At 69.1% G+C, this 21,484-nt stretch carries 20 protein-coding genes, 1 tRNA gene and 2 pseudogenes; 15 read left to right on the top strand and 8 right to left on the bottom strand.

Annotated features, from left to right (window positions below):
- The first annotated feature begins 161 nt into the window (after nucleotides 1–161).
- Nucleotides 162–1,126 (top strand): annotated as a pseudogene (locus ACZ3TS_RS01135) (transposase family protein).
- A gap of 100 nt (nucleotides 1,127–1,226) precedes the next feature.
- Here ACZ3TS_RS01135 and ACZ3TS_RS01130 read toward each other — a convergent pair.
- Nucleotides 1,227–3,449: a transglycosylase domain-containing protein gene (locus tag ACZ3TS_RS01130; protein WP_467612239.1), complete on the bottom strand. Its 2,223-nt coding sequence runs from the start codon at nucleotides 3,447–3,449 to the stop codon at nucleotides 1,227–1,229.
- Nucleotides 3,450–3,884: 435 nt separating this feature from the next.
- Between ACZ3TS_RS01130 and ACZ3TS_RS01125 the strand changes: the two are divergent.
- Nucleotides 3,885–4,133 (top strand): annotated as a pseudogene (locus tag ACZ3TS_RS01125) (response regulator); the annotation flags it as partial.
- 193 nt (nucleotides 4,134–4,326) lie between these two features.
- On the opposite strand, the gene ACZ3TS_RS01120 reads toward ACZ3TS_RS01125, so the two are convergent.
- The 3 genes from ACZ3TS_RS01120 to ACZ3TS_RS01110 form a co-directional block, all read right to left on the bottom strand.
- Nucleotides 4,327–5,502 (bottom strand): PP2C family protein-serine/threonine phosphatase, encoded by a 1,176-nt coding sequence (locus ACZ3TS_RS01120; RefSeq protein ID WP_467612236.1) that lies wholly within the window; start codon nucleotides 5,500–5,502, stop codon nucleotides 4,327–4,329.
- 187 nt (nucleotides 5,503–5,689) lie between these two features.
- On the bottom strand, nucleotides 5,690–7,336 hold the full coding sequence (locus ACZ3TS_RS01115) for an ATP-binding SpoIIE family protein phosphatase (RefSeq protein WP_467612233.1): 1,647 nt from the start codon (nucleotides 7,334–7,336) through the stop codon (nucleotides 5,690–5,692).
- Between the two features lie 173 nt (nucleotides 7,337–7,509).
- The gene (locus tag ACZ3TS_RS01110; RefSeq protein WP_467612230.1) at nucleotides 7,510–7,914 is read right to left on the bottom strand and encodes a Fur family transcriptional regulator; all 405 of its coding nucleotides are present in this window, start codon (nucleotides 7,912–7,914) and stop codon (nucleotides 7,510–7,512) included.
- Nucleotides 7,915–8,408: 494 nt separating this feature from the next.
- On the opposite strand from ACZ3TS_RS01110, the gene ACZ3TS_RS01105 reads away from it, so the two are divergent.
- The 10 genes from ACZ3TS_RS01105 to ACZ3TS_RS01060 all read left to right on the top strand — a co-directional run bounded on the left by ACZ3TS_RS01105 (nucleotide 8,409) and on the right by ACZ3TS_RS01060 (nucleotide 17,619).
- Entirely contained in the window at nucleotides 8,409–8,633 is a 225-nt protein-coding gene (locus tag ACZ3TS_RS01105) for a hypothetical protein (protein WP_467612227.1), read from the top strand.
- Nucleotides 8,634–9,449: 816 nt separating this feature from the next.
- Nucleotides 9,450–10,292 (top strand): 1-deoxy-D-xylulose-5-phosphate synthase N-terminal domain-containing protein, encoded by an 843-nt coding sequence (locus ACZ3TS_RS01100; protein WP_467612224.1) that lies wholly within the window; start codon nucleotides 9,450–9,452, stop codon nucleotides 10,290–10,292.
- The gene (locus tag ACZ3TS_RS01095) at nucleotides 10,285–11,289 is read left to right on the top strand and encodes a transketolase family protein (protein WP_467612221.1); all 1,005 of its coding nucleotides are present in this window, start codon (nucleotides 10,285–10,287) and stop codon (nucleotides 11,287–11,289) included. Before ACZ3TS_RS01100 ends, ACZ3TS_RS01095 begins: the two co-directional genes overlap by 8 nt.
- Nucleotides 11,290–11,405: 116 nt before the next feature.
- On the top strand, nucleotides 11,406–12,722 hold the full coding sequence (locus ACZ3TS_RS01090; RefSeq protein ID WP_467612218.1) for a M24 family metallopeptidase: 1,317 nt from the start codon (nucleotides 11,406–11,408) through the stop codon (nucleotides 12,720–12,722).
- 64 nt (nucleotides 12,723–12,786) lie between these two features.
- Entirely contained in the window at nucleotides 12,787–13,695 is a 909-nt protein-coding gene (locus tag ACZ3TS_RS01085) for an NAD(P)-dependent oxidoreductase (RefSeq protein WP_467612215.1), read from the top strand.
- A 116-nt stretch (nucleotides 13,696–13,811) separates the two neighbouring features.
- Nucleotides 13,812–14,738: an NAD(P)-dependent oxidoreductase gene (locus tag ACZ3TS_RS01080; RefSeq protein WP_467612212.1), complete on the top strand. Its 927-nt coding sequence runs from the start codon at nucleotides 13,812–13,814 to the stop codon at nucleotides 14,736–14,738.
- Between the two features lie 2 nt (nucleotides 14,739–14,740).
- Nucleotides 14,741–15,646: a cupin domain-containing protein gene (locus ACZ3TS_RS01075; protein WP_467612209.1), complete on the top strand. Its 906-nt coding sequence runs from the start codon at nucleotides 14,741–14,743 to the stop codon at nucleotides 15,644–15,646.
- A 9-nt stretch (nucleotides 15,647–15,655) separates the two neighbouring features.
- On the top strand, nucleotides 15,656–15,985 hold the full coding sequence (locus ACZ3TS_RS01070; protein ID WP_467612206.1) for a Dabb family protein: 330 nt from the start codon (nucleotides 15,656–15,658) through the stop codon (nucleotides 15,983–15,985).
- Nucleotides 15,982–16,704 carry an enoyl-CoA hydratase/isomerase family protein gene (locus ACZ3TS_RS01065; RefSeq protein WP_467612203.1) on the top strand — a complete coding sequence of 241 codons (723 nt, stop codon included), beginning with the start codon at nucleotides 15,982–15,984 and terminating at the stop codon, nucleotides 16,702–16,704. Before ACZ3TS_RS01070 ends, ACZ3TS_RS01065 begins: the two co-directional genes overlap by 4 nt.
- 120 nt (nucleotides 16,705–16,824) lie before the next feature.
- Nucleotides 16,825–17,619, top strand: a complete 795-nt coding sequence (locus ACZ3TS_RS01060) for a FadR/GntR family transcriptional regulator (RefSeq protein WP_467612200.1) — start codon at nucleotides 16,825–16,827, stop codon at nucleotides 17,617–17,619.
- Nucleotides 17,620–17,683: 64 nt separating this feature from the next.
- Here ACZ3TS_RS01060 and ACZ3TS_RS01055 read toward each other — a convergent pair whose 3' ends face one another.
- Entirely contained in the window at nucleotides 17,684–17,812 is a 129-nt protein-coding gene (locus tag ACZ3TS_RS01055; RefSeq protein WP_467612197.1) for a hypothetical protein, read from the bottom strand.
- A gap of 338 nt (nucleotides 17,813–18,150) precedes the next feature.
- Here ACZ3TS_RS01055 and ACZ3TS_RS01050 point away from each other — a divergent pair, with 338 nt between their 5' ends.
- Entirely contained in the window at nucleotides 18,151–18,837 is a 687-nt protein-coding gene (locus tag ACZ3TS_RS01050; protein WP_467612194.1) for an SDR family NAD(P)-dependent oxidoreductase, read from the top strand.
- 330 nt (nucleotides 18,838–19,167) lie between these two features.
- On the opposite strand, the gene ACZ3TS_RS01045 is transcribed toward ACZ3TS_RS01050, so the two are convergent.
- The 3 genes from ACZ3TS_RS01045 to ACZ3TS_RS01035 form a co-directional block, all read right to left on the bottom strand.
- Complete coding sequence (locus tag ACZ3TS_RS01045; RefSeq protein WP_467612191.1) at nucleotides 19,168–19,293, bottom strand: hypothetical protein; 126 nt, start codon at nucleotides 19,291–19,293, stop codon at nucleotides 19,168–19,170.
- Between the two features lie 89 nt (nucleotides 19,294–19,382).
- Entirely contained in the window at nucleotides 19,383–19,622 is a 240-nt protein-coding gene (locus tag ACZ3TS_RS01040) for a hypothetical protein (protein ID WP_467612188.1), read from the bottom strand.
- Between the two features lie 117 nt (nucleotides 19,623–19,739).
- Nucleotides 19,740–19,813, bottom strand: a tRNA-Pro gene (locus ACZ3TS_RS01035).
- A 300-nt stretch (nucleotides 19,814–20,113) separates the two neighbouring features.
- Between ACZ3TS_RS01035 and ACZ3TS_RS01030 the strand changes: the two genes are divergently transcribed.
- Both ACZ3TS_RS01030 and ACZ3TS_RS01025 read left to right on the top strand, forming a co-directional pair.
- Nucleotides 20,114–20,533: a DUF7144 family membrane protein gene (locus tag ACZ3TS_RS01030; RefSeq protein WP_467612185.1), complete on the top strand. Its 420-nt coding sequence runs from the start codon at nucleotides 20,114–20,116 to the stop codon at nucleotides 20,531–20,533.
- Between the two features lie 728 nt (nucleotides 20,534–21,261).
- A complete protein-coding gene (locus ACZ3TS_RS01025; RefSeq protein WP_467612182.1) occupies nucleotides 21,262–21,459 on the top strand; it encodes a hypothetical protein in 198 nt (65 codons plus the stop codon).
- Nucleotides 21,460–21,484 lie beyond the last annotated feature (25 nt).

The raw sequence follows: 21,484 nt of genomic DNA, 5'->3' as shown, positions 1-21,484 counted from the left end.
TCGCCACTCGGCGAGGTGGTGTCGCTACGGCGAAGCTCGCGGCGGTTCGGGCCGGAGCACGTAGCCGGGGCCGGGCACAGTGTGGAGAGTCTGTCCAGCCAACGGGTCTGGCCCGTAGTCGGTGGTGACGTCGAGCAGCCATCCGCGATCATGATCTTGTGATGGATGTCAACTCCCGTATGGCTACGGTTTTTTTCCGGGCTGTCGGCGCTGGTCGTCGAGGACGTGGCGGACGGCGGTGACGCGGTGGTGGTCACGGCCCGCACCCGGGAGAACGCGGTGCCGTGTCCGGTGTGTGGAATGTCGTCGGCGAAGGTGCACGGGTACCACGAACGGACGGTGACGGACGTGCCGGTCGACGGCCGCCCGGTCGTCGTGCGCCTGCGCGTGTGCGGCTGGTCTGCCCGGTTCTGGGCTGTCTGCCGCGGACGTTCCGCGAGCAGATTCCCGGACTGCTGGAGCGCCATCAGCGCCGCACGGTGCGGCTTGCCGGGCAGATATCTCAGGTGGCGCGGGAGTTGTGCGGTCGGGCGGCCGCCCGCCTCGCCGCCCTGCTGGCCGTGCCCGTTTCGCAGCACCGCGCTGCGCCATCTGCGGCGCCTGCCGCTGCCCAAGCAGGCGGCCCCGCGGGTGATCGGCGTGGACGACTTCGCCCTGCGCTGCCGCCACCGCTATGCCGCGATCATCACGGATGCCGAGACCGGCAGACGCGTCGCGGTCCTGCCCAGCCGCGAGGCAACGACATTGGAGTCCCGGCTGCGCGAACATTCCGGAGTCGAGGTCGTGCGCCGGGACGGCTCGGCCACCTAAGATCGCCTCGGCCTGCCCGGAGATGACCGCACTCACCGATCTCGTACGCGGCTTCACTGTCCTGCTGAAACCGGCCGAGGGCAACGACGTGAAACTCACCGAGTGGATCAACGCTGCCCGCGCCGTCGACCTGCCCCACGTGCGCAGTCTCACCAACGGCCTCGAAATCGACCGGTCCGCCGTGGACGCCGGCCTCACCTTGCCCTACCGCAACGGCCGCACCGAAGGCGTCAACACCCGCACCAAGAGGATCATGAGGCAGATGCACGCACGCGCCGGATTCGACCTCCTCCGCCACCGCATCCTCCTACCCTGACGGACACCCAGCGTCACCACCGACCACGAGCCAGACCCGAAGACCGTACAGACCCCCTCCCACTGGCAAGTTGGGCAGCGCCGGACCGCCATGAGACGGCTCAAGGCCCACCGCGGACGCTTGTCGGCGCCGGTGTACTGGTCGTCGGTGTGGGTGAGGGTGGCGTGTTGCCGCCGGTTGTGCCGCCGAGGAGGCCGCCGCCAGTACCGGCAGTGGTTCCGGCGGTGTCGGTCGGACTCGGACTGACACAGTGCTTCCCGTGCCCGCGGCACGGTGCGGTGGTGGGGGTCGGGGTGGCCGGCGCGGTCGGGGTGGCCGGGGGCGTGCTCTGGGCCGCGGTGGCGGAGGGGGTGGGCGAGGGCGCGCCGTATTCGTCCGTGCTCTGGCCCAGTTGCGGTGCGGGCGGGAACTGCTGAACGGGTTGTCCCCTAAGGGCGGCTGTCATGTAGCCGGTCCATACCTCGGTGGGCATGTCGGCGCCGAAGACCTTGGCGTAGCCGCCGACACCCTGCATCGACTGGAGGCCGGCGTTCTTCGGGTCCTCCTTGAACATGCTCACGGCCGTGGTCAGCTGCGGGGTGTAGCCGATGAACCAGGCGGACTTGTAGTCGTCGGTCGTACCTGTCTTGCCGGCCGCCGGGCGCCCCAGGGCCTGGGCGTTGGTACCGGTGCCGTGTTCGACGACGCCTCGCAGGACGTCGGTGACGGTGTCGGCGGTCGAGGCGGGCATGGCCGTGGTGCCCTTGGGCTTGTCGAAGCCGGGCAGCTGCCGGCCGTCGGCGAAAACCTTGGTGACCGAGTACGGCTCGTGCTGGATCCCGCCGTCGTCGAAGGTGGCGTACGCGTCGGCCATCCGGATGGCCGACGGTGTGGAGGTACCGATGTAGAAGCCCGGGGTGTCGTACTGCAGGCTTGTGCGCAGGAGCCCCGCCTTCAGGGCCTCGCCCTCCACGTTGTCGTAGCCGACGTATTCGCCGAGCTGGACGTAGGGGGTGTTGACCGACTGCTCCATCGCCTTGCGCAGAGTGATGTAACCCCACTTGGTGGACACGTCGTTGCGCTGGTGCAGGAGCCCCGTGGGGTCCTTCGGGTCCGGTAGTTCCTGGCCTTGCCGGTTCTTGATGGTGATGCCGTCGTCGCCGTCGAACTTCGAATCCGGGGTGACCGGTGCGGCCGGCTGCCCAGGCGAGAAGACGGCGCCGTGGTCGAGGGCGGCAGCCAGGTCGACGGGTTTGAAGGTGGAGCCGACCGGCACGCCGGTTGCGTCCGCGTTGTCCGTCCAGTGCCCCTTGTTCCAGCCGGGCCCTCCGTAGAGCGCGACGATCGCGCCGGTGGACGGATCGATCGACGCCGCGCCGACCTGGACGTCCTTGTCGGCCGAGCGGTGCTGCGGGTCGAGGTGCTTCTGCTCCATCGCCGTGACGGACGTCGACAGGGCGCTGACCTTCTTCTTGTCGAAGGTGGTGTAGATCTGGTAACCGCCGTGGCCCAGCTGCTGGTCCGTGAGGGACGTGTGGGCCTCGACGTATTTCTCTGCGGTCTGCACCAGGTAACCGGTCTGCCCGGCCATCCCCGCCGCCGGCGTGTACGGCTTGGGCGTCGGGAATCCGGCCGCAAGGTACTGCTGTTCCTGGGCGTCGGTGAGCTTGTGGATCTTGACCATGCGGTCCAGTACGTACGTCCAGCGCGCCTTGGCCTGGGCCTTGGCCCGCGGGTCGGTGTCGGCGTGCATCAGCAGGCTCGGCTCATTGACCGTTGCGGCGATGAAGGCCCCCTGGCTGACGGTCAGCTGGAAGGCGTGCACGTGGTAGTAGGTACGGGCCGCGGCCTCGATGCCGTAGGCGTCCCGGCCGTAGTAACAGGTGTTGAGGTAGCCCTGCAGGATCTGCTTCTTGGACATCTGCCCGCCGATCTTCAGAGAGATCATGATCTCCCTGAGCTTGCGGGTGACCGACTGGTCCTGACTGAGGTAGGTGTTCTTCACGAACTGCTGGGTGATGGTGGACCCCGACTGCACCTCACCGCCCGTGGCCATGTGGTAAACGGCTCGGAGCATGCCCTGCGTATCGACACCCGGATCGGAGTAGAAGGTGGCGTTCTCCGCGGCGAGGAAGTCCCATTGCACCAGCTTCGGCACCTGGGCGAGGTCGACGTTCTGCCGGTTGGTCGCCCCCTGCGTGGTCATCACCGAGCCGTCCGACCAGTAGAAGGTGTTGCTCTGCGCTTGGGTATTGGGGTTCGCGCTGGGAATGGTCGTCGTGGCGTAGGCATAGCCGAACAAGCCCAGCAGGCCGACGACGAACAGCAGGAAGGTGCCCGACACCAGCTTCCACGACGGCAGCCACCGCCGGAGACCACGTCGGCCGGCCCGCGGGTAGTCGATCAGGCCCCGCCGACGGGACCGTGTGACGTCCGCACGTCGCGTGCCCGCAGTTCGGCGGGCACGCCCGTCCCGGGGCCGCGCAGCCCTGCGCGCCGCGGCCCGGCCACCGTTGTGCATACCGTCAGAGCCGGACGGTATGGTCCTCCCCGACGATCGGCGCCGGTGTTCGCTCATTCTCGCCACTCCTCAGCCAAGGGCCCGGCTCCGTCGGCGCCAAGAGGCCACCCACGGAGTGCCCCTTTGGGGTCTGCCGGAGCGCGCCTACACTCCCCGGCAACTCCTACATGTTGTAAGAGTAAGGTGCGCCCGCACTACGCATGCAGCCGCCCCGCGTTTGCGCCACGCGCTGTGGCCGGCGTCTGTGAGCCCTTCGGCATGCGTGTCTTGCTGATCGAGGACGACGACCGGGTGGCCGGGCCGTTGGCGGAGGGGCTGCGCCGTTTCGGGTTCACCGTGGAACACGCCAGAACGGCGGCCGAGGGTCTCGCAGGGCCGGAGGGGAGGTGGCGATGGTGCTGCTGGACGTGGGGCTGCCCGATATGGACGGCATCGACGTCTGCCGGGCGCTGAGGTCCCGCTCGTCAGTGCCGATCATCATGATCACGGCCAGAGACGATGCGCACTGGGAGAGGGCCATCGGGACGCCACTGCGCGAGGTCCTCGATCACGTCCTGCTCTGGGACAAGACATGGCGCTCGCGGGCTCATCGGCTTCGACGGGGCGTCGGCGCCGGGCGGTGGGGCCACCACCTCCCGGATGCTCGTCGGCGCCCGGGAGTCCGGGGGGCGTTCGGCACCGTCCTCGCAGCCTTCCCCCCTCAGCCGCCCGGTGCGACGCGATGGGCAACCAGGGCCGTGAGGTCGTCGTCGCGGGCGCCTGGGACGTAGGCGCACAGGTCCTGTTGGAGGTGGTCGAGGAGCTGGCGGGGAGTTGCCAAGGACCATCGGCGGATGCGCTGGCTGAGAGGGTAGAAGGTCCCGGTGAGGTCGCGACTCTCGCTGACGCCGTCGGTGTAGAGCAGCAGCCGATCGCCGACGGTGAAGGGGACGACGTCGACCTGGTAGTGGGCGCCGAGCAGGGCAGCCATGTTGACGGGCGGTGACGGCGCGCTGGGTTCCACCTCGCGCACTTCTCCGCCGTGCAGCAGCAGCGGAGGGGGGTGCCCGCAGTTGACCAGGCGCGCGAGGGGCTGCCCAGCGGGGATCTCGACCAGCAGGGTGGTGACGAAACGCTCCAGCGCGTCATCACTGGCAAGGTCCTCGCAGTATTCGCTCATGCTGGTCTCCAGCCGGGCTGCAAGCTCCGCCAGATCGGGTGCCTCGCGCACGTTCACCCGAAACGAGCTCAGTACCACGGAGGCGGCCTCGACGGCGGGAAGCCCCTTGCCGCGCACGTCGCCGATGATCAGCCGCACCCCGTGCTGGGTCTGGCGCGCTTCGTAGAAGTCGCCGCCGATCCGGGCGTGCGCGGCAGTGACCTGGTAGAGGAGTTCGATGTCGACGGACCCGAGATGGCGCGGTAGCGGACGTAGCAGCACCTGCTGCGCGGTCTCCGCTACGGTGCGAACCTCGGCGAGGGTGCGCTCCCGGTGCTGGCGTACCCGGCTGGCGTAGGCGGCGGCCAAGGTGATGGCCGTGATCGCCAGCAGGGTGAACAGGCTCGGTGTCCGGCCCAGGTCGTGGTTGGCGGCGGCCGAGAGCCCGATGGCGGCGATAAAGGCCAGCAGCCCGATGGCCAGCGTGCCGGCCACTGGCCACATGGCGGCGGCCAACGCCGGCGCCGCCCCCAGCAACCGGTTGAACTGCAGGTGGGGCGTGAGGACATCCGCCACCCCGGCCAGCGCGATCACCAGCAGTGGCGCAAGGAGCATCCACTCAAACGGCTGGCCCACTTGCCGCATCCGCCGAAGCAGCCGCTTCGGGCTGATCCGCTGCCGCAGCGACCGAAGGGTGATCCTCCGAGGTGCCGTGAGCTCCTTGACCTGCACACTCATGTCTGGGCTCCTTGGATGGGGATGGCACGTACACGCGCGCGTTCGTGGAGCGAGTACAGGTCCGACTACGCAGGGTTGGACTGGGCAGCTGCCGCCGGACCTGGTGCGGCGGGCTCGACTTCGACGCCCTCGGCGGCCAACGGCCAACGGGCACCCGAAGGGGCGTGGCGGCTTTCGGGATACGGGCTCATGTCGGAAGGTCTTGTTCGGCCCAGACGGTCTTGCCGGAAGCGGTGTAGCGAGTCCCCTGATGCTCTGTGAGCTGTGTCACGATGGACAGGCCACGGCCGCCCTCATCGCTCAGCTTCGGCTTCCGCAGGTGAGGAGCCGCACTGCTGGTATCGGAGACCTCGCAGATGAGCGTGCGGTCGTCATTGATCAGGCGGAGTTCCACCGGCCCCGTGGAGTAGCGCATGGCGTTGGTCACGAGTTCGCTGACGACCAAGGTGGTGGTGTAAGCGAGTTCGTCGAGCATCCATCTCGCCAACTGCCGGTTGGTCCACCTGCGGGCGGCGGCGACAGCGGCGGCGTCAGGCGGCAGACTCCGGGTCGCCACGTTCTCGGCGTCGAACGCCCGGGTGCGGGTCACCAGCAGAGCCGGCTCGCGTCCGGGAGACACGCCGCGACGGACACCCTCAACGATCTCCTGCGTATCCGTTCCGAACCGGCTCAACACCTCGTCGAGGCGTTCTGCCGTCGCCTGTGCATCGGAAAGCGGGTCGTCACCACCGCCGCTGTTCAGGAGCAGGACACTGCCCGAGTGTATGTCGATCTCGGTGGCCTCGAAGGGCTGCCCACCGGCGCCCAGGGGCGGATGGGAGGCCAGGACGGGGGCGCTGACGGTGCGGTCCGGGTGGACGACCACGAGATGAGCATGCCCCGCCCGGGACAGGGAGCAGTGCTCGGTGACGGGGTCGTAGACCACATATATACAGCTGGAACCGACGTACTTCAGGCCGAAAGGGTGCCGGCGTGGAGCCTCGTGTTCCCGGTCCAGACGGGCCGCCACCTCGTCCAGGCACGAGAGTATTTCTTCGGGCCCCAGGTCCTGCAGGGCGAGTGTGAGGATCATCGCTCTCAGCTGGCTCATGCCCACCGCAGTGAATGCGCCCTGCCCTTCTGCTACGCCCGCCACCAGCGCCACCCGTGCGCCGGACAGAGGGATGATGTCGAACCACTCGCCGCCGGAGCCTTCCACCGGGACGTGACTGCGGGCAGCCTCAAGTGCGCTGGGGGATGGAAGCACGTCAGGAAGCAGGGTTCGTTGCAGGAGTCGGGCGCGGGCGCGCTCCTGGATGCGGCGGCGGACGAGGTCGATACACGACGCAGCACTTTCCGCGAACCTGGCGGCTGCTTGAAGGTCGCCCACGCCGTAGGGAGCCGAGTCGGCCCGGCGATACAAGGCGACCACGCCGAGAACAACACCTTGCACAACGAGGGGGACCACCATGAGGGAGTGCACCCGTGCCTCCCGCATCACCCGTGCGCGCGCTGAATCGTGGGCGAGCCACTGGCTGTCCTCGTTCAGCTCGCGCATGAGGCGTGGGCACAGATGGGCAAGGCTCTGCCGGTAGGGGGTCGTCGGCGGGATCGGGCTCACATCACCGACCGCATACGCGGGCCGGACCCCACTGGCTCCCCGCACGGACTGGAAGGCGGCACGCCGAAACGGCGTGCTTCCGCAAAGGGCACCGGGCGGGGGCGCTTCGCCACGCAGGGTCAGCTCCAGCAGCTCCACGGTGACGATGTCGGCCAGCTCGGGCACTGCGGCCTCGGCGAGCTTGTCGGCAGCGCGGAACATGTCCGTGCCAGTGCCCCTCGCCAAGTTCTTCATTTCTGGATGGGTGCAGAAAGCCAAGGTGATCGTCCTATACGTATGGGCAGACTTTTGAGGTGAAAGTCCCGAGGCCACGTCATGGGTCTCCGAGACGGTGCTGCCGGTGAATCGGCCTCGGGTGGTTCCGTGAGGGATCTCGCTCACCGGGCGGACGCCGTGCCGCGCAACGATCACGCGTGCTCGGCGGGGGCGCAGCGCGGGCAGGCGCCCCGATAGGTCACCGCAGCTTCGTCCACCCGGTAGGACTCGGGCAGGTCGGCCTCAAGACACGGAGCCTCGCCGATCGCGCAAGCCACGTCGATGATGTCGCCACAGAACCGGCACACGAAGTGGTGGTGATTGTTGTGCCAATCGGCCTCGAACCGGGCCGGATGGCCGGTGATCTGTGTACAGCGGACCAGGCCGACCTCCGTGAGCACGCGCAGAACGTTGTAGGCGGCCTGCGGGGACAGCCCACCCGTGACCTCTTGAGCCCGAACCCGGACGGCCTCGGCGTCGGGGTGTCCGCCCAATTCCTCGATGGCCGTGAGCACCGCCATGCGCTGCACGGTCACCCGAACCTGCGCCTCGCGCAAACGCGCCGCGGCTCGAGCCATGGGCTCGTGCACATCTCGATCCTTGTCTGCTGTCCCGGCGCGATGGGTGTCCTGGTGCTCAAGACCTGCCGAGCCTGCTCGAAACTTAGTCATCGTTTCTCTTCTGGGTGGGAAGAAGCCCGGCGACCTCTCCGCGCCGGTTGCGGAGCCGCTCAAAGGCCGTGAGGTGGTGATCTCGGCGGCGTCCGACCTTGGGCCACATGGGCCGTTCGGCCTGTCTCGACCCACGCTAGAGACTTGAGTGATTCAAGACAAATGGGTGCATACATTCTTACCGTCCCTTAACCACCCCTAATGCGCCTAATTCAGATAAAACCCCTGAAAGCTCACCCGACCTTGCACGTGCCGGATATTGCATCCGTGCTGGTCACAGGACTGACGTGGGGTCAGTAATATGCGGCTGACCGGTCATCCTCCCGTGTAGGAAAGGACCGCCTGCAGCAGGCCTCGGCCGACTGCGAGGATGCTCGGCTGTGCTGTTGCGACTGTCGCGCCTCGTCCTGTCGACCGCCTTCAGCTTCATGCGGCTGTTGCCGATGGCGGACCGGGCGATGGATCTGGAGATCCTCGCCCTGCGCCACCAACTCGCTGTGCTGCAGCGTCAGGTGGACAAGCCGAAACTGACCTGGCCCGACGGGCACTGCTCGCCGCGCTGCTGCACCGCCTCCCCCGCGTGCAACTTCGCAAGCCCCACCTGATCGTCTCCCCCGACACCGTGCTGCGCCGGCACCGCGACCTCCTGCGCCGCCGCCACACCAAGGCCTCCCGCCCCAGGCACCCGGGCCGGCCCGCACCTCCGCTCCATCCGCTCCCGCGTACTACGACTCGTACGAGAGAATCCCCAAGTGGGGCTATCGGCGTGTGCACGGCGAACTCGCTGCACTGGGCATCAAAGTGGCCGCCTCGACCGTGTGGAGCATCGTCCGCATTCTCGGGGGCACTGCCTACCCGACCGCGGCATGGGTCACCCAACTCACAGGCTCACCCAGTCCCGCCTCCTGGCCGTCGGCGTGCTCCAACCCCGCCGGTCTCGCCCTCACCACACCCTCCTTGTACGACCCCAAGCTCTGGATTGTCCTGACCGTCGCCGGGCCGGCGGTCGCCGGCGCGGTCTGCCGTTCAAGGGAGCCGTCAACCAGACGGTTGCCACCGCCGGCCCTTCCTCCCGAGCCGGGGTTCTGGCCGTTTTCTTCGTCATCGCCCATCCCGGTCTTGGCCTGCCCTCCATCGCCTTCAGCTTGGTGATCCAGCACCGGCCCTCCGGCCGTCCATGATCGGCTTCGCCTCAGCGCTGTCGCTGGGCGCCGGCGTCACCGTGGCAGCAGGGAGAGGAGCCATGCGAACAGCGCGTTGACGGAACACCTCCCCGTCAAGCCCCAGGTCAGCGGACTGGGGGCTTCCTCGCCGCTCGCTGCGGACGCAGTTTCGGCCCCCCGCGGGCTTGACAGCGAGGCGTACCCGGCGGACAGTTTTGGTAAAGCCAATTAGCCACTTAGCCAATAAAGGAGGGCCGGGTGAATCCCTCGTCCCGTGTCTCCGATCCTGGTACCAGATGGACCGTCGACGATGTTCCGTCGCTGGCGACCCGGATCAGGCTCCGAGCCGTTCAGATGATTGCCCCGCAGGGCTTCGGCTACCTCGGCCAGGCGCTGTCCTCGGCCGAGCAGGTGGCGTCCGTGTTCGCTCACGCCCGTCCCGGCCTCGACCGGCTCGTCTGCTCCCCCGGGCACTACATCGTGTCCCCGTTCGCAGCGGCCGTGGAGCTCGGTCTGATGGACGAGGCGGACCTTGTCCGGTATGGCCAGGACGGATCCCCGATCGAGGCCATCGGCACCGAGAGGTCACCGGTGGTCGACTACACCTGCGGCTCACTCGGACAAGGCCTGTCCGCCGCGGTCGGCCTCGCGCTCGGCGACCGCTTCCACGGCAGCGAGGCCCGGACGTACGCACTCCTCAGCGACGGGGAGATGCAGGAGGGCCAGCTGTGGGAGGCCGCCCTGTTCGCGGCCCACCACCGCCTCAGCGCGGTCACGGCCCTGCTGGACGCCAACAACTCCCAGGTCGACGGCCCCGTAGACACCATCACCACGCTCGACCCGATCGCCGCCAAATGGGAGTCCTTCGGGTGGCAGGCGATCGAACTCGACGGCCACGACACCGCCGCCGTTGGAGCGGCTCTGGAGCAGGCCGCCCGTACCGCCGACCGGCCCACCGTACTGGTCTGCCGCACCTCGACCGTGCACGGCCTGGACTGCCTGCCCGACGACGCCGACGGCCACTTCATCAAGCTCCCTCCCGACCTCGCGGCCGCAGCACTGGCCGAGCTGACCGACAGACTGGAGCACCAAGGTGCTTGAGCCCCCCTTCCCGACGGTCCTCAAACCGTATGGCCGCGCGCTGGTCGAACTGGCCGCCGCGCGCCCGGAGATCCTGTGCCTGTCCGGCGATCTCACCAAGCAGTGCGAAGTCGACCTGTTCCAGGAGCGGTTCCCGGAACGGTTCATCCACGCGGGGATGGCCGAGGCCAACATGATGTCCATGGCCGGCGCCCTCGCCCGGCAGGGCTTCCTCCCGTACGTGCACACCTTCGGTGTGTTCGCGACCAGGCGCCCCCTCGACCAGGTCGTCAACGCCATCGCCTATCCGGCGCTGCCGGTGCGTCTCATCGGGTTCATGCCGGGTGTCTCGTCACCGGGCGGACCCAGTCACCAGGCCATCGAGGACGTCGCCCTCATGCGGGCACTGCCCAACATGACCGTGGTCGACGTGGGCGACTCCCAGGAGATCGCCCAGGTCGTTCCCGCGATCGCCGACCTGCCGGGGCCGGTCTACCTGCGGCTCAAACGCGGCGAGATTCCCACCGTCTTCGAGCCGCACCACCGCCTGTCGCTGAGCGCGGTGCACACCGTGGCCGAGGGCAGGGACGTCCTCCTGGTCACCAGCGGCATGATGCTTCCGGTCACCCTTCAGGCAGCGGCGACGCTGCGCGAGACCGGCGCCGACGTCGGCGTCGTCCACGTACCGGTGATCAAGCCCCTCGACCGCGACGGCGTGCTGCGCGCGGCGCGCCGGTCGGCTGCGGTCGTCACGGTGGAGAACCACAGCATCATCGGCGGACTCGGATCCGCCGTCGCCGAAGTCCTCGCCGAGGAGGGGGTGGCCGCCAGGCTGCGGCGGGTGGGCATCGCCGACACCTTCGCCGAAGGCGCCAAGAGCGGCCCCTACCTGTTCGAGAAATACGGGCTGTCCACCCAGCACATCGTGGACGCCGCATGGTCGCTCCTCGGACGGCCCGGACGCCCCCCGCAGTCACGCACTCAGCAGGCCGCTGCGGGCGAATACGCCCCCGTCTGACCCCGCGCCGACGCCCGCGGAGCCCGGCGCCATGGCGATCACGTCCGATCGCCCCCAAATCACCTCCCACCATCCGGCCGGCCCCCACGGCCGCACTCCACAGGAAGCCCACCGTCATGACCGCCAACAGCATTGCCTCCCCCGGCGCCGTCCTCGGCGTCGACTGGGAGGAGCGGGTCAACTTCGAACGCCTGCGCACCGAGCGGCTCGCACGGGCGAACGCCGCCCTGGAGACCTCCGACCTCGGCGCGCTGCTGCTGTTCGACATGAACAACATCCGCTACACCACCGCCACCCACATCGGGAACTGGGCCCGGGACAAGCTCTTCCGCTGTGCGCTGCTCATGCGGGGCCACGACCCGATCCTGTGGGACATCGGCTCCGCCGCACGCCAGCACAAGGCGCACGCCACCTGGCTGCCCGAGGACAGCTGGCGTGCCGGACTGTCAAGTTGGCGAGGTTCCATCCCCGAGGACGTCGGCGTCGAGGCGGGCAACGCCCGGCGCGTCGCCGACCTGCTGCGCGAGAACGGACTGGCGGACGAGCCCGTCGGCATCGACGTCGTGGAGATCCCCGTCCTGCGCGCTCTGGAGGCCGAGGGCCTGCACATCGTCAACGGCCAGGAACTCATGCAGCAGGCCCGCCGGATCAAGACGGTCGACGAGATCGCACTGCTCGACCACTCGGCAGGCATGGTGGACGCCGCCTACGACGAGCTGTACCGGTTCCTGTCCGTCGGAACCCGCGAGAACGATGCCGTGGCGCTGGTCAACCGCGTGCTGTACGAGCGGGGTTCGGAGGAGGTCGAGGCGGTCAACGCCATCTCGGGCGAGCGGTGCAGCCCCCATCCGCACGTCTTCAGCGACCGGGCCACCCGGCCCGGCGACACCGCGTACTTCGACATCATCCACTCCTTCAACGGCTATCGCACCTGTTACTACCGCACCCTCAACGTAGGCAGCTCCAACGCCCAGCAGCGGGACGCCTACAAGCGCGCCAGGGCCGCGATCGACGAGGCCATCGCGGCGGTGCGCCCCGGCGCGTCCAGCGCTGATGTCGCCCGTGCCCTGCCCAGCGCCGCCGACCTCGGTTACGCGAGTGAGGAGGAGGCTTTCGGCCTCCAGTACTGCCACGGTGTCGGCCTGTCGGTGTGGGAGCAGCCGTTGATCAGCCGCTACCACTCGCTGGAGCACCCGGTGCCGATCGAGGAGGGCATGGTCTTCGCCCTGGAGACCTACTGGCCCACAAAGGACGGCTCCTCGGCCGCCCGGATCGAGGAGGAGGTGGTCGTCACGGCCGACGGGCCGCGCATCATCACCCGTTTCCCCGCCGACCAGCTCTACGTGGCCGGCACCCGCTACTGGAACGGATTCGACTCCGGCACACAGCCCAGTGGCCGCGGCCCGGCCGACCCGGCGCCCAGCGGATCCTGACCGCCCGATGCCCGTGACGCGCGGGGACGACGCACCACGAGCCGGAACAGACGAGGACTGACGCATGACAGATCGGATCGGCTGGATCGGCACCGGCCGCATGGGAGCCGCCCTGGTGGGCCGCCTTCTGGATGCCGGGCAGCAGGTGACGGTGTGGAACCGTACGGCCGCCAAGACGGTGCCACTGGCTGCCCGGGGCGCGGCCGTCGCGGACGGCAAGGCCCGACTGGGCGAACTCGACATCGTCTTCACGATGGTCAGCACCTCCGCCGACCTGGAGGAGGTCGTGCTCGGACCGGAAGGACTGCTCAGCGGCTCGTCGGTGCCGGACATCGTGGTGGACTGCTCGACCGTCTCCGGCGAGGTCTCGGCACGCGTGCGCCGTGCGGCCGCCGGGTGGGGCGTCGAGTTCGTGGCAGCCCCGGTCAGCGGCAATCCCGATGTCGTCGCCGCAGGTGACTGCTGCATCGTCGCCTCGGGCCCACCCACCGCCATGGAGCGGGTGCAGCCCTATCTGGCGATGGCCGCGAAGACCGTCGTGCGGGCGGGCGACGCCGATCAGAGCCGACTGGTCAAGCTCTGCCACAACCTGTATCTGGGCATGATGGTGCAGGCGCTGGTCGAGGTCACCACGCTCGCCGAGAAGGGTGGCACCGACCGCGCGGCCTTCCTGGAGTTCCTCAACGGCACCGTGGTCAGTTCCGACTGGGTACGCAACCGCACGCCGGCCCTCGCAGCCCGGGACTGGGCGCCCACCTTCACCACCGAACTGCTGCGCAAGGACTTCGACCTCGGCCTGGCCGAAGCACGCTCCCTCGAGGTGCCGATGCCCGTCGGCGCCGCTGTGCACCAGCTCGTCCAGGCCGCGATCGGCGCGGGATGGCGCACCGAGGACTTCCTCTCGCTGTACGAACAGCAGGCCGGCAACGCGGGTCTCGCCAGCGCCGGCCCCCGCCCGCCCGACCCGTCGTGAGGCGATCCGGCAACCCGGTGGCGGGACAAGCGCCCGCCACCCGGTCGTCCGGCCGCACGGGGACCACCGTCTGCGCCGCCACACCTCGGCCCATAGCATCGAATTCAGGGAGTGTCATGGATGGAACACCTCAAGGGCCCAAAGTCGCCTTCGTGGGTCTCGGCCGGCTGGGCGGACCGCTGGCGGCGAACCTGGCGGCAGCCGGTTTCTCCGTCACCGGCTATGACCCGGACACGGCGGCCACCGGCAGGCTGGCAGGCAGCCGGATCGCCGTCGCCGGCACGGCGGGCGAGGCGATCCGGGACGCCTCGGCAGTACTGACCTGCGTACGCAGCAAGGCGGACCTGGACGCCATCTTCACCTCCGAGCATCTCGCGGCAGGCGCGGCCGACGCAGGGAGCGCGCAGACCGTACTCGACCTCAGCACGATCTCCACGGCCGACTCCGCCGCCTGCGCCGCACGACTCGGCCGAGAGGGCGTGTCGTACCTGCGGGTCGCCGTCAGCGGCAGCGCCCAGGCCGCCGCCGGCCGACAGGTGAGCTTCTTCTGCTCCGGGCCGAAGGAGGCGTACGAGCTCCACACGCCGCTGCTGGAGGCCATGGGCCGCAGCCACGTCTGGGTAGGGGATGAGGACGAGGCGCGTGCCGTCAAGATCGCGGTCAACGTCTTGGTGGGCATCGGGATGGCCGCTCTCGTCGAGGCGGTGAACCTCGCCGAGAGCCTGGGCATCGGCCGGCAGCAGTTCCTCGACGTGGTCGCCGGAACGCCGCTCGGCTCGCCGTTCTTCGCGGCCAAGACACCCGCCCTGATCGCGCGGGACTACGCGCCCGCCGCCAGCCTCGCCCTGATCACGAAGGACCTCGATCTTGCCCTGGACGCCGCCCGGCAGGAGGGCGCGCGGCTGCCCGTGACCCAACGCACCCAGGAGCTGTACCGGCTGTGCGAGCGGCGCGGCTGGGCCGAGCGGGACTTCGCCTGCCTCGATGACCTGTACACCTCCGCCGTCGGCCACCCGGCCGGCGGCAGCGCCGACGAGGAGTGACCGTGCCCGCAGTGACCCGACAGGACTGGAGCAGGGCGGAGGTCCCCTGGCCCTTCGCAACCCGGTCCGACGGCTTCGAACGACTGGCCCTCATCGGCCCGCACACCGGCAGTGTCCACACCGACCTCGGCGTCGGACGCCTGCAGCCGGGGGGCAGCACGGACCTGCACGTCCACTCCTACGAGGAGGCGATCTACGTCCTCGAGGGCGAGTTGGCGGTGCAGATCGACCACCGTGCCCACCTCCTGCTCCCCGGTGACTTCGCCTTCTTCCCCATCGGCTCCCTCCATGGCTTCCGCAACGCCGGCGGCACTCAGGCGCGCTGGATGGACGTCAACAGCCCGGTCGCGCTGCGGGAGGCGTCCGGGCGCAGGGACACCTTCTTCCCCCGGTATCCAGAGCGGCTGCTGCACAAGGCCGCGCCGCCGGACTTCTCCGACCCCACTCTCGTGCTCGTCGGACACTACGAGGGCACCGAGCCCGACCACGTCAGCCGGGCGACCGCGGCCGACCCGCGCGGCCGTTCCTCCGCGGGCATGGACACGGCCGTCCTGGCCTACAGCGGCATCTCGGTGAAGATGCTCGTGGACGAGCACCGAGGGGCCGACATGCTCACCATGTTCATGGTCGACTACGAGGTCAACGGCGCGGCCCAGGTGCACGACCACCCCTTCGAGGAGACGTACTTCTTCCTGAGCGGCGACACCGACTTCGAGCTCGACGGGACAGTCCACCACCTCGGGCCCGGGGATGTCGCCTGGGCCGGCGTCGGCGAGACGCATGCGTGCTTCAACACCGCCGGCGGTCGGGTCCGCTGGATCGAGACCCAGGCGCCGGTGCCCCCCACGCGGCACTCCTACCGCTGGCCGGCCGACTGGGACCACTACGAGCAAGAAAACTGCAGGTGAGGAGCTACCGTGCTGGAACATTACGTCGTCTTCAAGCCGCATCCGCAACGCGCCGGTGAGCTGGAGGACGCCCTGACGGCGTTCGCCTCGGGTTTGACGGGCAGCCTGCCCTGCCTGCTCGAACTCAGCTGGGGCGCCAACACCAACGCCTCGGGGCTGCGGCACGGATACACCCACGGCTGCTTCGCCCGGCTGACCTCGCATCAGGCCCTGACCGAGGAGTACTGGACCCATCCGGCCCACCAGCGCCTCCTGGCCCAGCTCGACGAACTGTGCGAGGACCGCTTCGCCCTGGACTACGTCACCGACGACGTGGTCAGAGGAGGTGCGGAAGGGTGACCGGACAGACGCGCTCCACCCCGGTCAGCGTGCGTGTCGAGGGACGTACCGCCGTGCTGGAACTGAACCGGCCCCCGGCCCATCTCATCGACGAGGCGATGGCGGTGCGGCTCCACGAGAGCCTGAGCGACCTCGACAGCCGCGCGGACGTCGACGCGATCGTGATGACCGGGGCCGGAGACGTCTTCTGCGGAGGCGCCGACGCCGCGGCGGTACGGGCTTCGGGCCGCGCCGCCCCCTTCGCTGACGCCGTCGCCCGCCTTTTCGCCTTCCTCCCGCGCTCCACGACCCCACTGGTGGCCGCGGTCAACGGCGACGCGCTGGCCGGCGGATTCGGCCTGATGTGCGCCTGCGATGTGGTCGTCGTGGCCGAGGGCGCACGGCTGGGCACCAACGAAGCTGCCTACGGAGCCTGGCCCGCCCTGGCCCAGGTCCCCGCGATCCGTCGGGTGCCGGAGAAGGCAGCCCTCACCAACGCGCTGACCGGTCAGCCCTTCAGCACCGACCAGGCGCTGCGGCTCGGCATCGTCGACGAGGTGGTGCCCCGGGCACAGCTGGATGCCCGGGCCCGCCACTGGGCGGCAGCGGTGACCGCCGCGGGATCCGCTGTCGCCACCGGCCGCCCGCTGTTCTACCGGGCCCGAGAACTGCCGTACGAGCAGGCCGTGGAAGAAGCCCGGCGGGCGCTCACTCGCGCCTTCAGCCCACCGGCGGCATAGGGCGTAACCCGCGTGCCGGCAGGCCGGAAACCGCTCGTCGGCCCCCACCTGCCGGCTCGCAGTAGCATCAAGGAGGAGTCCGCACCGGCTTCACGACAGACGACGACAAGGGAAGCGAACGTGGCGAAGAGGGGCGGGAACGGCACCGCGGGCGGAAACTCGCCGGTCGACATCAGCGCCATGGACAAGGTGGTCGTCAAACGACTCTCCGACGAGGTGGCGGAGAAGATCCGGACGTTCATCCTCGAACGCAACCTGGAGGAAGGCACCCGGCTGCCTTCCGAGCGCGTTCTCGCCGAGCAGTTCGGCGCCAGCCGCCCGACGGTGAGCCAGGCACTGCGGACCCTGTCGCTCATGGGCCTGGTGGAGATCCGCCGGGGATCGGGCGCCTACGTCCTGCGCCAGCCGGACATCACCATGCGGGCGTCGGTCGACCTGATGCTCGAACTGAAGGCCGGAAGCATCTCGAGGCTGGCCGACTTCCGCTTCTGGCTGGAGACGCTCGGCGTGCGGGAGTCGGCTGTCGGCCCCGGCCCCGACACCACACGGCTGGCGCGTACGGCCTTGGAGAGGCTGCGCACCAGCGTGGGAGAGACCTCCGCCTGGATCGCGGCCGACACGATCTTCCACTCCGCCATCGTCTCGCTCGCCGGCAACCCCTACCTGACCGCGGTCTACGAGAGCGTGCACACCGCGGTGATCTCCCACGAGTACCGCCCGTGGGTCGAGAACAACGACGTCCCCGACTGGCTGCGCCCCGATCAGGCCGAGCAGCAGATCGCCCTGCACGAACCCATCGTCGCCGCCATCGAGGCCGGTGACACCGAGGCCGCAGTGGACGCGGTGCGACACCACCACTTGGCGATGCTCCAGCACCTCCACCACAGCGGACGCGCGGCAGCAGCAGACAGCTGACCAGGGCATTCAGGCCGCCACTTCCAGCACGCCGTCCCGCAGGTCACGGGCCCTCAGATCCCGCCTATGGCTGGAAGTACTCCGACATCAGGCGGCTGACCCATTCCGGCTGATTGATGTTCGCCGGGCGGAACTCCGCCATCGTCGGCTTCAGGTCGACGACCGGGGTGCCCGAAACCGCGTCGAGGCCCACCACCGTCAGTTCGCGGCCGTGGACGGATTCGATGGCAATCGGATATGCATGGTGACGCCCCCGGAGGGATGCCGCGCGGCCGAGCCCTCACCGCCGACGTCGTACGTCGGCTCGCGACCCTTCGGGCGCCGGCGGACGAAGGGCCCATCAGTGGCTTGTTGTTGTCCCGCCGTACAGAACGCGCCGACTTCCCCGATGGTGCGTTCGGGTGGAGCGGTCGAACGGCGGACAGTTGCTGAGCCGTCCGAGTGGACCAGTCCGGCGGCGCCCGCACCGTCCAATCCTGGGCGCATAAAATACTCCATTGGCTTCATATCCCCTGAAGGGACCTGTGGATCATGGCCACCTCGATCATCGTCGGAGGCAGCGGCGCGCTGGGACGCGTTGTGGCTCAGCGATTCGCCGACCGCGGCGACAGCGTCATCATCACCAGCCGCGCCAGGGAGCGCGCCGATACCGTGGCCGCAGAAATCGCCGACACGGCCCGGGGTCTGGCCGTTGACCTGTCGCGGCCGGAGACCATCGACGGAGCGCTCGTCGATGTAGGGGACGTGGATAACTTGGTGATCACCGGCGTCTCAGAGGGTTTCAACACTCTCGCGGACTTCGACATCACCAAGGCGGTCGAAGCCGTGACCACCAAGCTGGTGGGGTACACCGAGACCGTGCGAGTCCTGCGTGACCGGTTCACCCGCGGCGCGTCGGTCGTCCTCTTCGGCGGCTTGGCCAAAGAACGCCCCTACCCCGGCTCCACCATCGTGACCGCCATCAACTCAGGTGTCACCGGATTGGTGAAGACTCTCGCAGTGGAGATCGCGCCTCACCGTGTCAACGCGATCCATCCGGGCGTGGTGGGCGACAGCCCGAGATGGCGCGACGTGCCCAACCACCCCCACGTGCCGCGTACCCCCATCGGGCGCCTTGTAACAATGGCGGAGGTCGCCGCGGCCACCGACTTCCTCCTCCGAAACACCGGCGTCAACGCCCAAGACCTGTTCGTCGACGGCGGACTGCGCGTCACCTGACACGACCGCCCTATCCGGTGTGACTTCGATCACCGAGGGCGCCGTCCGGTGGGCGACTTACAAGGGGTCGTGTTCGTGCTCTGTTGGCACACCGAACTCGTTCTGGCCGCACTGAAGATAGCGCTGTGGCAGCGCTACCGGACCGGCACCTGGCCGGTGGCGGGTGAGTTGATCCAGCACTTGGGTGCGGGTTCGCCCAATACACATCGATCAAGCTCACAACGCGACTGCTACGAGCGCGAGTTGAGACGTCCATGGGTTCCGTCGGGGACTCGTACGTCAACGCCCTTGCGGAGAACCTGTGGATACTGATCAAGCAATGCCGCGAAGTTAAGGCGTCGTAGCCGGTGTCAAGGCGTCCGGGAGCGCGATCTTGTAGGTGCTGGGGGCGGTGCGGGTCAGGATGCCGGTGCGGGCCGAGCGGCTGAGTTGGTTGCTGAGGCTCTTGATCTTCATGCCGGTGAGTCCGAGGGCGGAGGCGAGTTCCTGGAGGGGGGTTGGCTCCCTGCGGGCGCCGGGGCGGGCTTACTCGGCCGAGCGCCGGGTCACTCGGCCTCGACGTGCGCCCGCGTGACCTCCACCGGATCGTCGCCGGCGGCGTCGGCGTCCGGGTCCGGCGAGTACTCCTCCAGGTACCTCGCGAATTGTGCGGCCGCCAGCAGATAGTTGTACCGAGTGGTCTCCGGGTAGTTCCCCGCCCGCAGCGAGCGGTCCCAGTCCCGCAGGAACCCCGACCAGGCCTTCGACAGACCCGCGGTCATCTTCTCCAGATTCAGCAACGGCATCTCCGCCGGCCTCCGAGTAAAGGTGCCGATGAGCGGCATGCTCAACCTCGAAGATCGGAAACGACCCACGCGAAAAGGGCCCCCACAGGCTCTCGCCTGCGAAGACCCTTCGCACCGTCGGGACGACAGGATTTGAACCTGCGACCCCTTGACCCCCAGTCAAGTGCGCTACCAAGCTGCGCCACGTCCCGGTGCGTCTCCCCGCGGTGTTCCGCGGGATCGTGCAGGTAAACCCTACCGCACGGTCCTGAGGGGGTCTCACACGGGCGTCGGCACAGTGGCCGGGCCGTAGCCGACATCGGCTCACCGCCTGTCCCGGCGCGGCGCGAACTCGGACCGGACCGGCGGCCCAGGAGGCACCGACGCCAGTCGATCACACGTGCGAGTCCCCCGTCCTCACCCTTCCCGGGTGAGGAACACGGCGCACGTCGAGCGCACGCTCACTGGTGAGCGGCTGCCAGCAGCAGCCGGGCAACGAATGGAGATCCCTCATGGCCACCACCCGATCGCACCAGCGCTCGGCCGGAACCATGGCGTCGGCGACCGGTCTGACCCTCTTCGCCGCCGTGATGCTCTTCGTCTCCGGCGTCCTCGACATCTTCCGGGGCATCATGGCGATCGCCCGGGACGACGTCTTCCTCTCCACCCGCAACTACGTCTTCAGGTTCGACCTCACGGGCTGGGGCTGGATCCACCTGATCCTCGGAGCGCTCGCCGTGGTCGTGAGCCTCGGCCTGTTCACGATGGCCGCCTGGGCCAGGGCCATCGGGGTGGCGATCGCGTCCCTGCTGATCATCACCAACTTCCTGTCCATCCCGTACTACCCCGTGTGGTCGCTCACTTTGATCGCGCTGTACGGGTTCATCATCTGGGCACTGTGCGTGGCGCCGAGGGACACCGTCCCGCGGTAGCCGTCGCCGAAGGCCCCATGACCGCTGCGCACGATCGCGGCTCCCCCCGATCCATAGGGGTGCGGCGCCGCGGTCGACCCGTGGCAGGAGTGCGCGGGCACGGTCGGGCACGCGATCGCGCGGAGCGCGGCCACGGTGGTCCTCGCGGCACGGGGAGCCTACGAACGCACGCCGGACTCCGCGGCAACCTGGGCGTACGCACGCCGGATCACACCGGACGGTCCGGGGACGTGAACTCAGGAGCCCCGTCAGTGGATCACCCTGGGTCCCGCTGCCGGCCGCGAGCGGCAGGGCCACGTCCGAGGCGGAGCACCCGACGCCGGGCCCGCCCGAGGACGCCCGCCGGGCAGATCCTCACCCGCCGCAGGTGATGCCGGACCCGGGCAGGTGACCTCACATCACGACGATGTCCGGCGGCATCAGCGGGTTGACCAGCGGGCCCACGCCGAGGGCCCCCGCACGGCCACCCGTACCGGGTGATCCCGTCGCCCCGCGCCGGATTCACCGTTGGGTGCGTCAGGAGTCGCTTCCCCGCCCGAGCCGTCGAGCGGGCGGGCCGGGCGACTGGTGGCCGTCGTGAGCGACTACCCCCTCCAGGCCCAGGAGCCGGGCGTTCCGCTCGTGTGTGCGGGAGGCCGCCGCCTCCGGGCCCACGGCCGGTATGAGCAAGGTCGAGGAGCCGGCCGGCCGGGGCACAAGGCACCGTACGACCGCGAGGGAGCGCTCTCATGCGATACGAGATCCGCGTCGCCGGGCAGATGTCCGAGACACTGACCAAGGCGTTCCCGGAACTGGACAGCGTCGTCGTGCCGCACCAGACCGTGCTGTCCGGCCAGATCATCGACGAGGCGCATCTGTACGGCCTGCTGGCGCGCTGTCAGTCGCTGGGGCTGCACGTGGTGGAGATGCGGCGTCTTCCCGAGTGATCCGGACGCCCCTTTCGCCGTGGTT

It is taken from the genome of Streptomyces sp. NPDC022910 (assembly GCF_055561075.1).
Note: the sequence above shows the minus strand (reverse complement) of the source record. Positions and strands in the feature narration are given on the sequence as shown.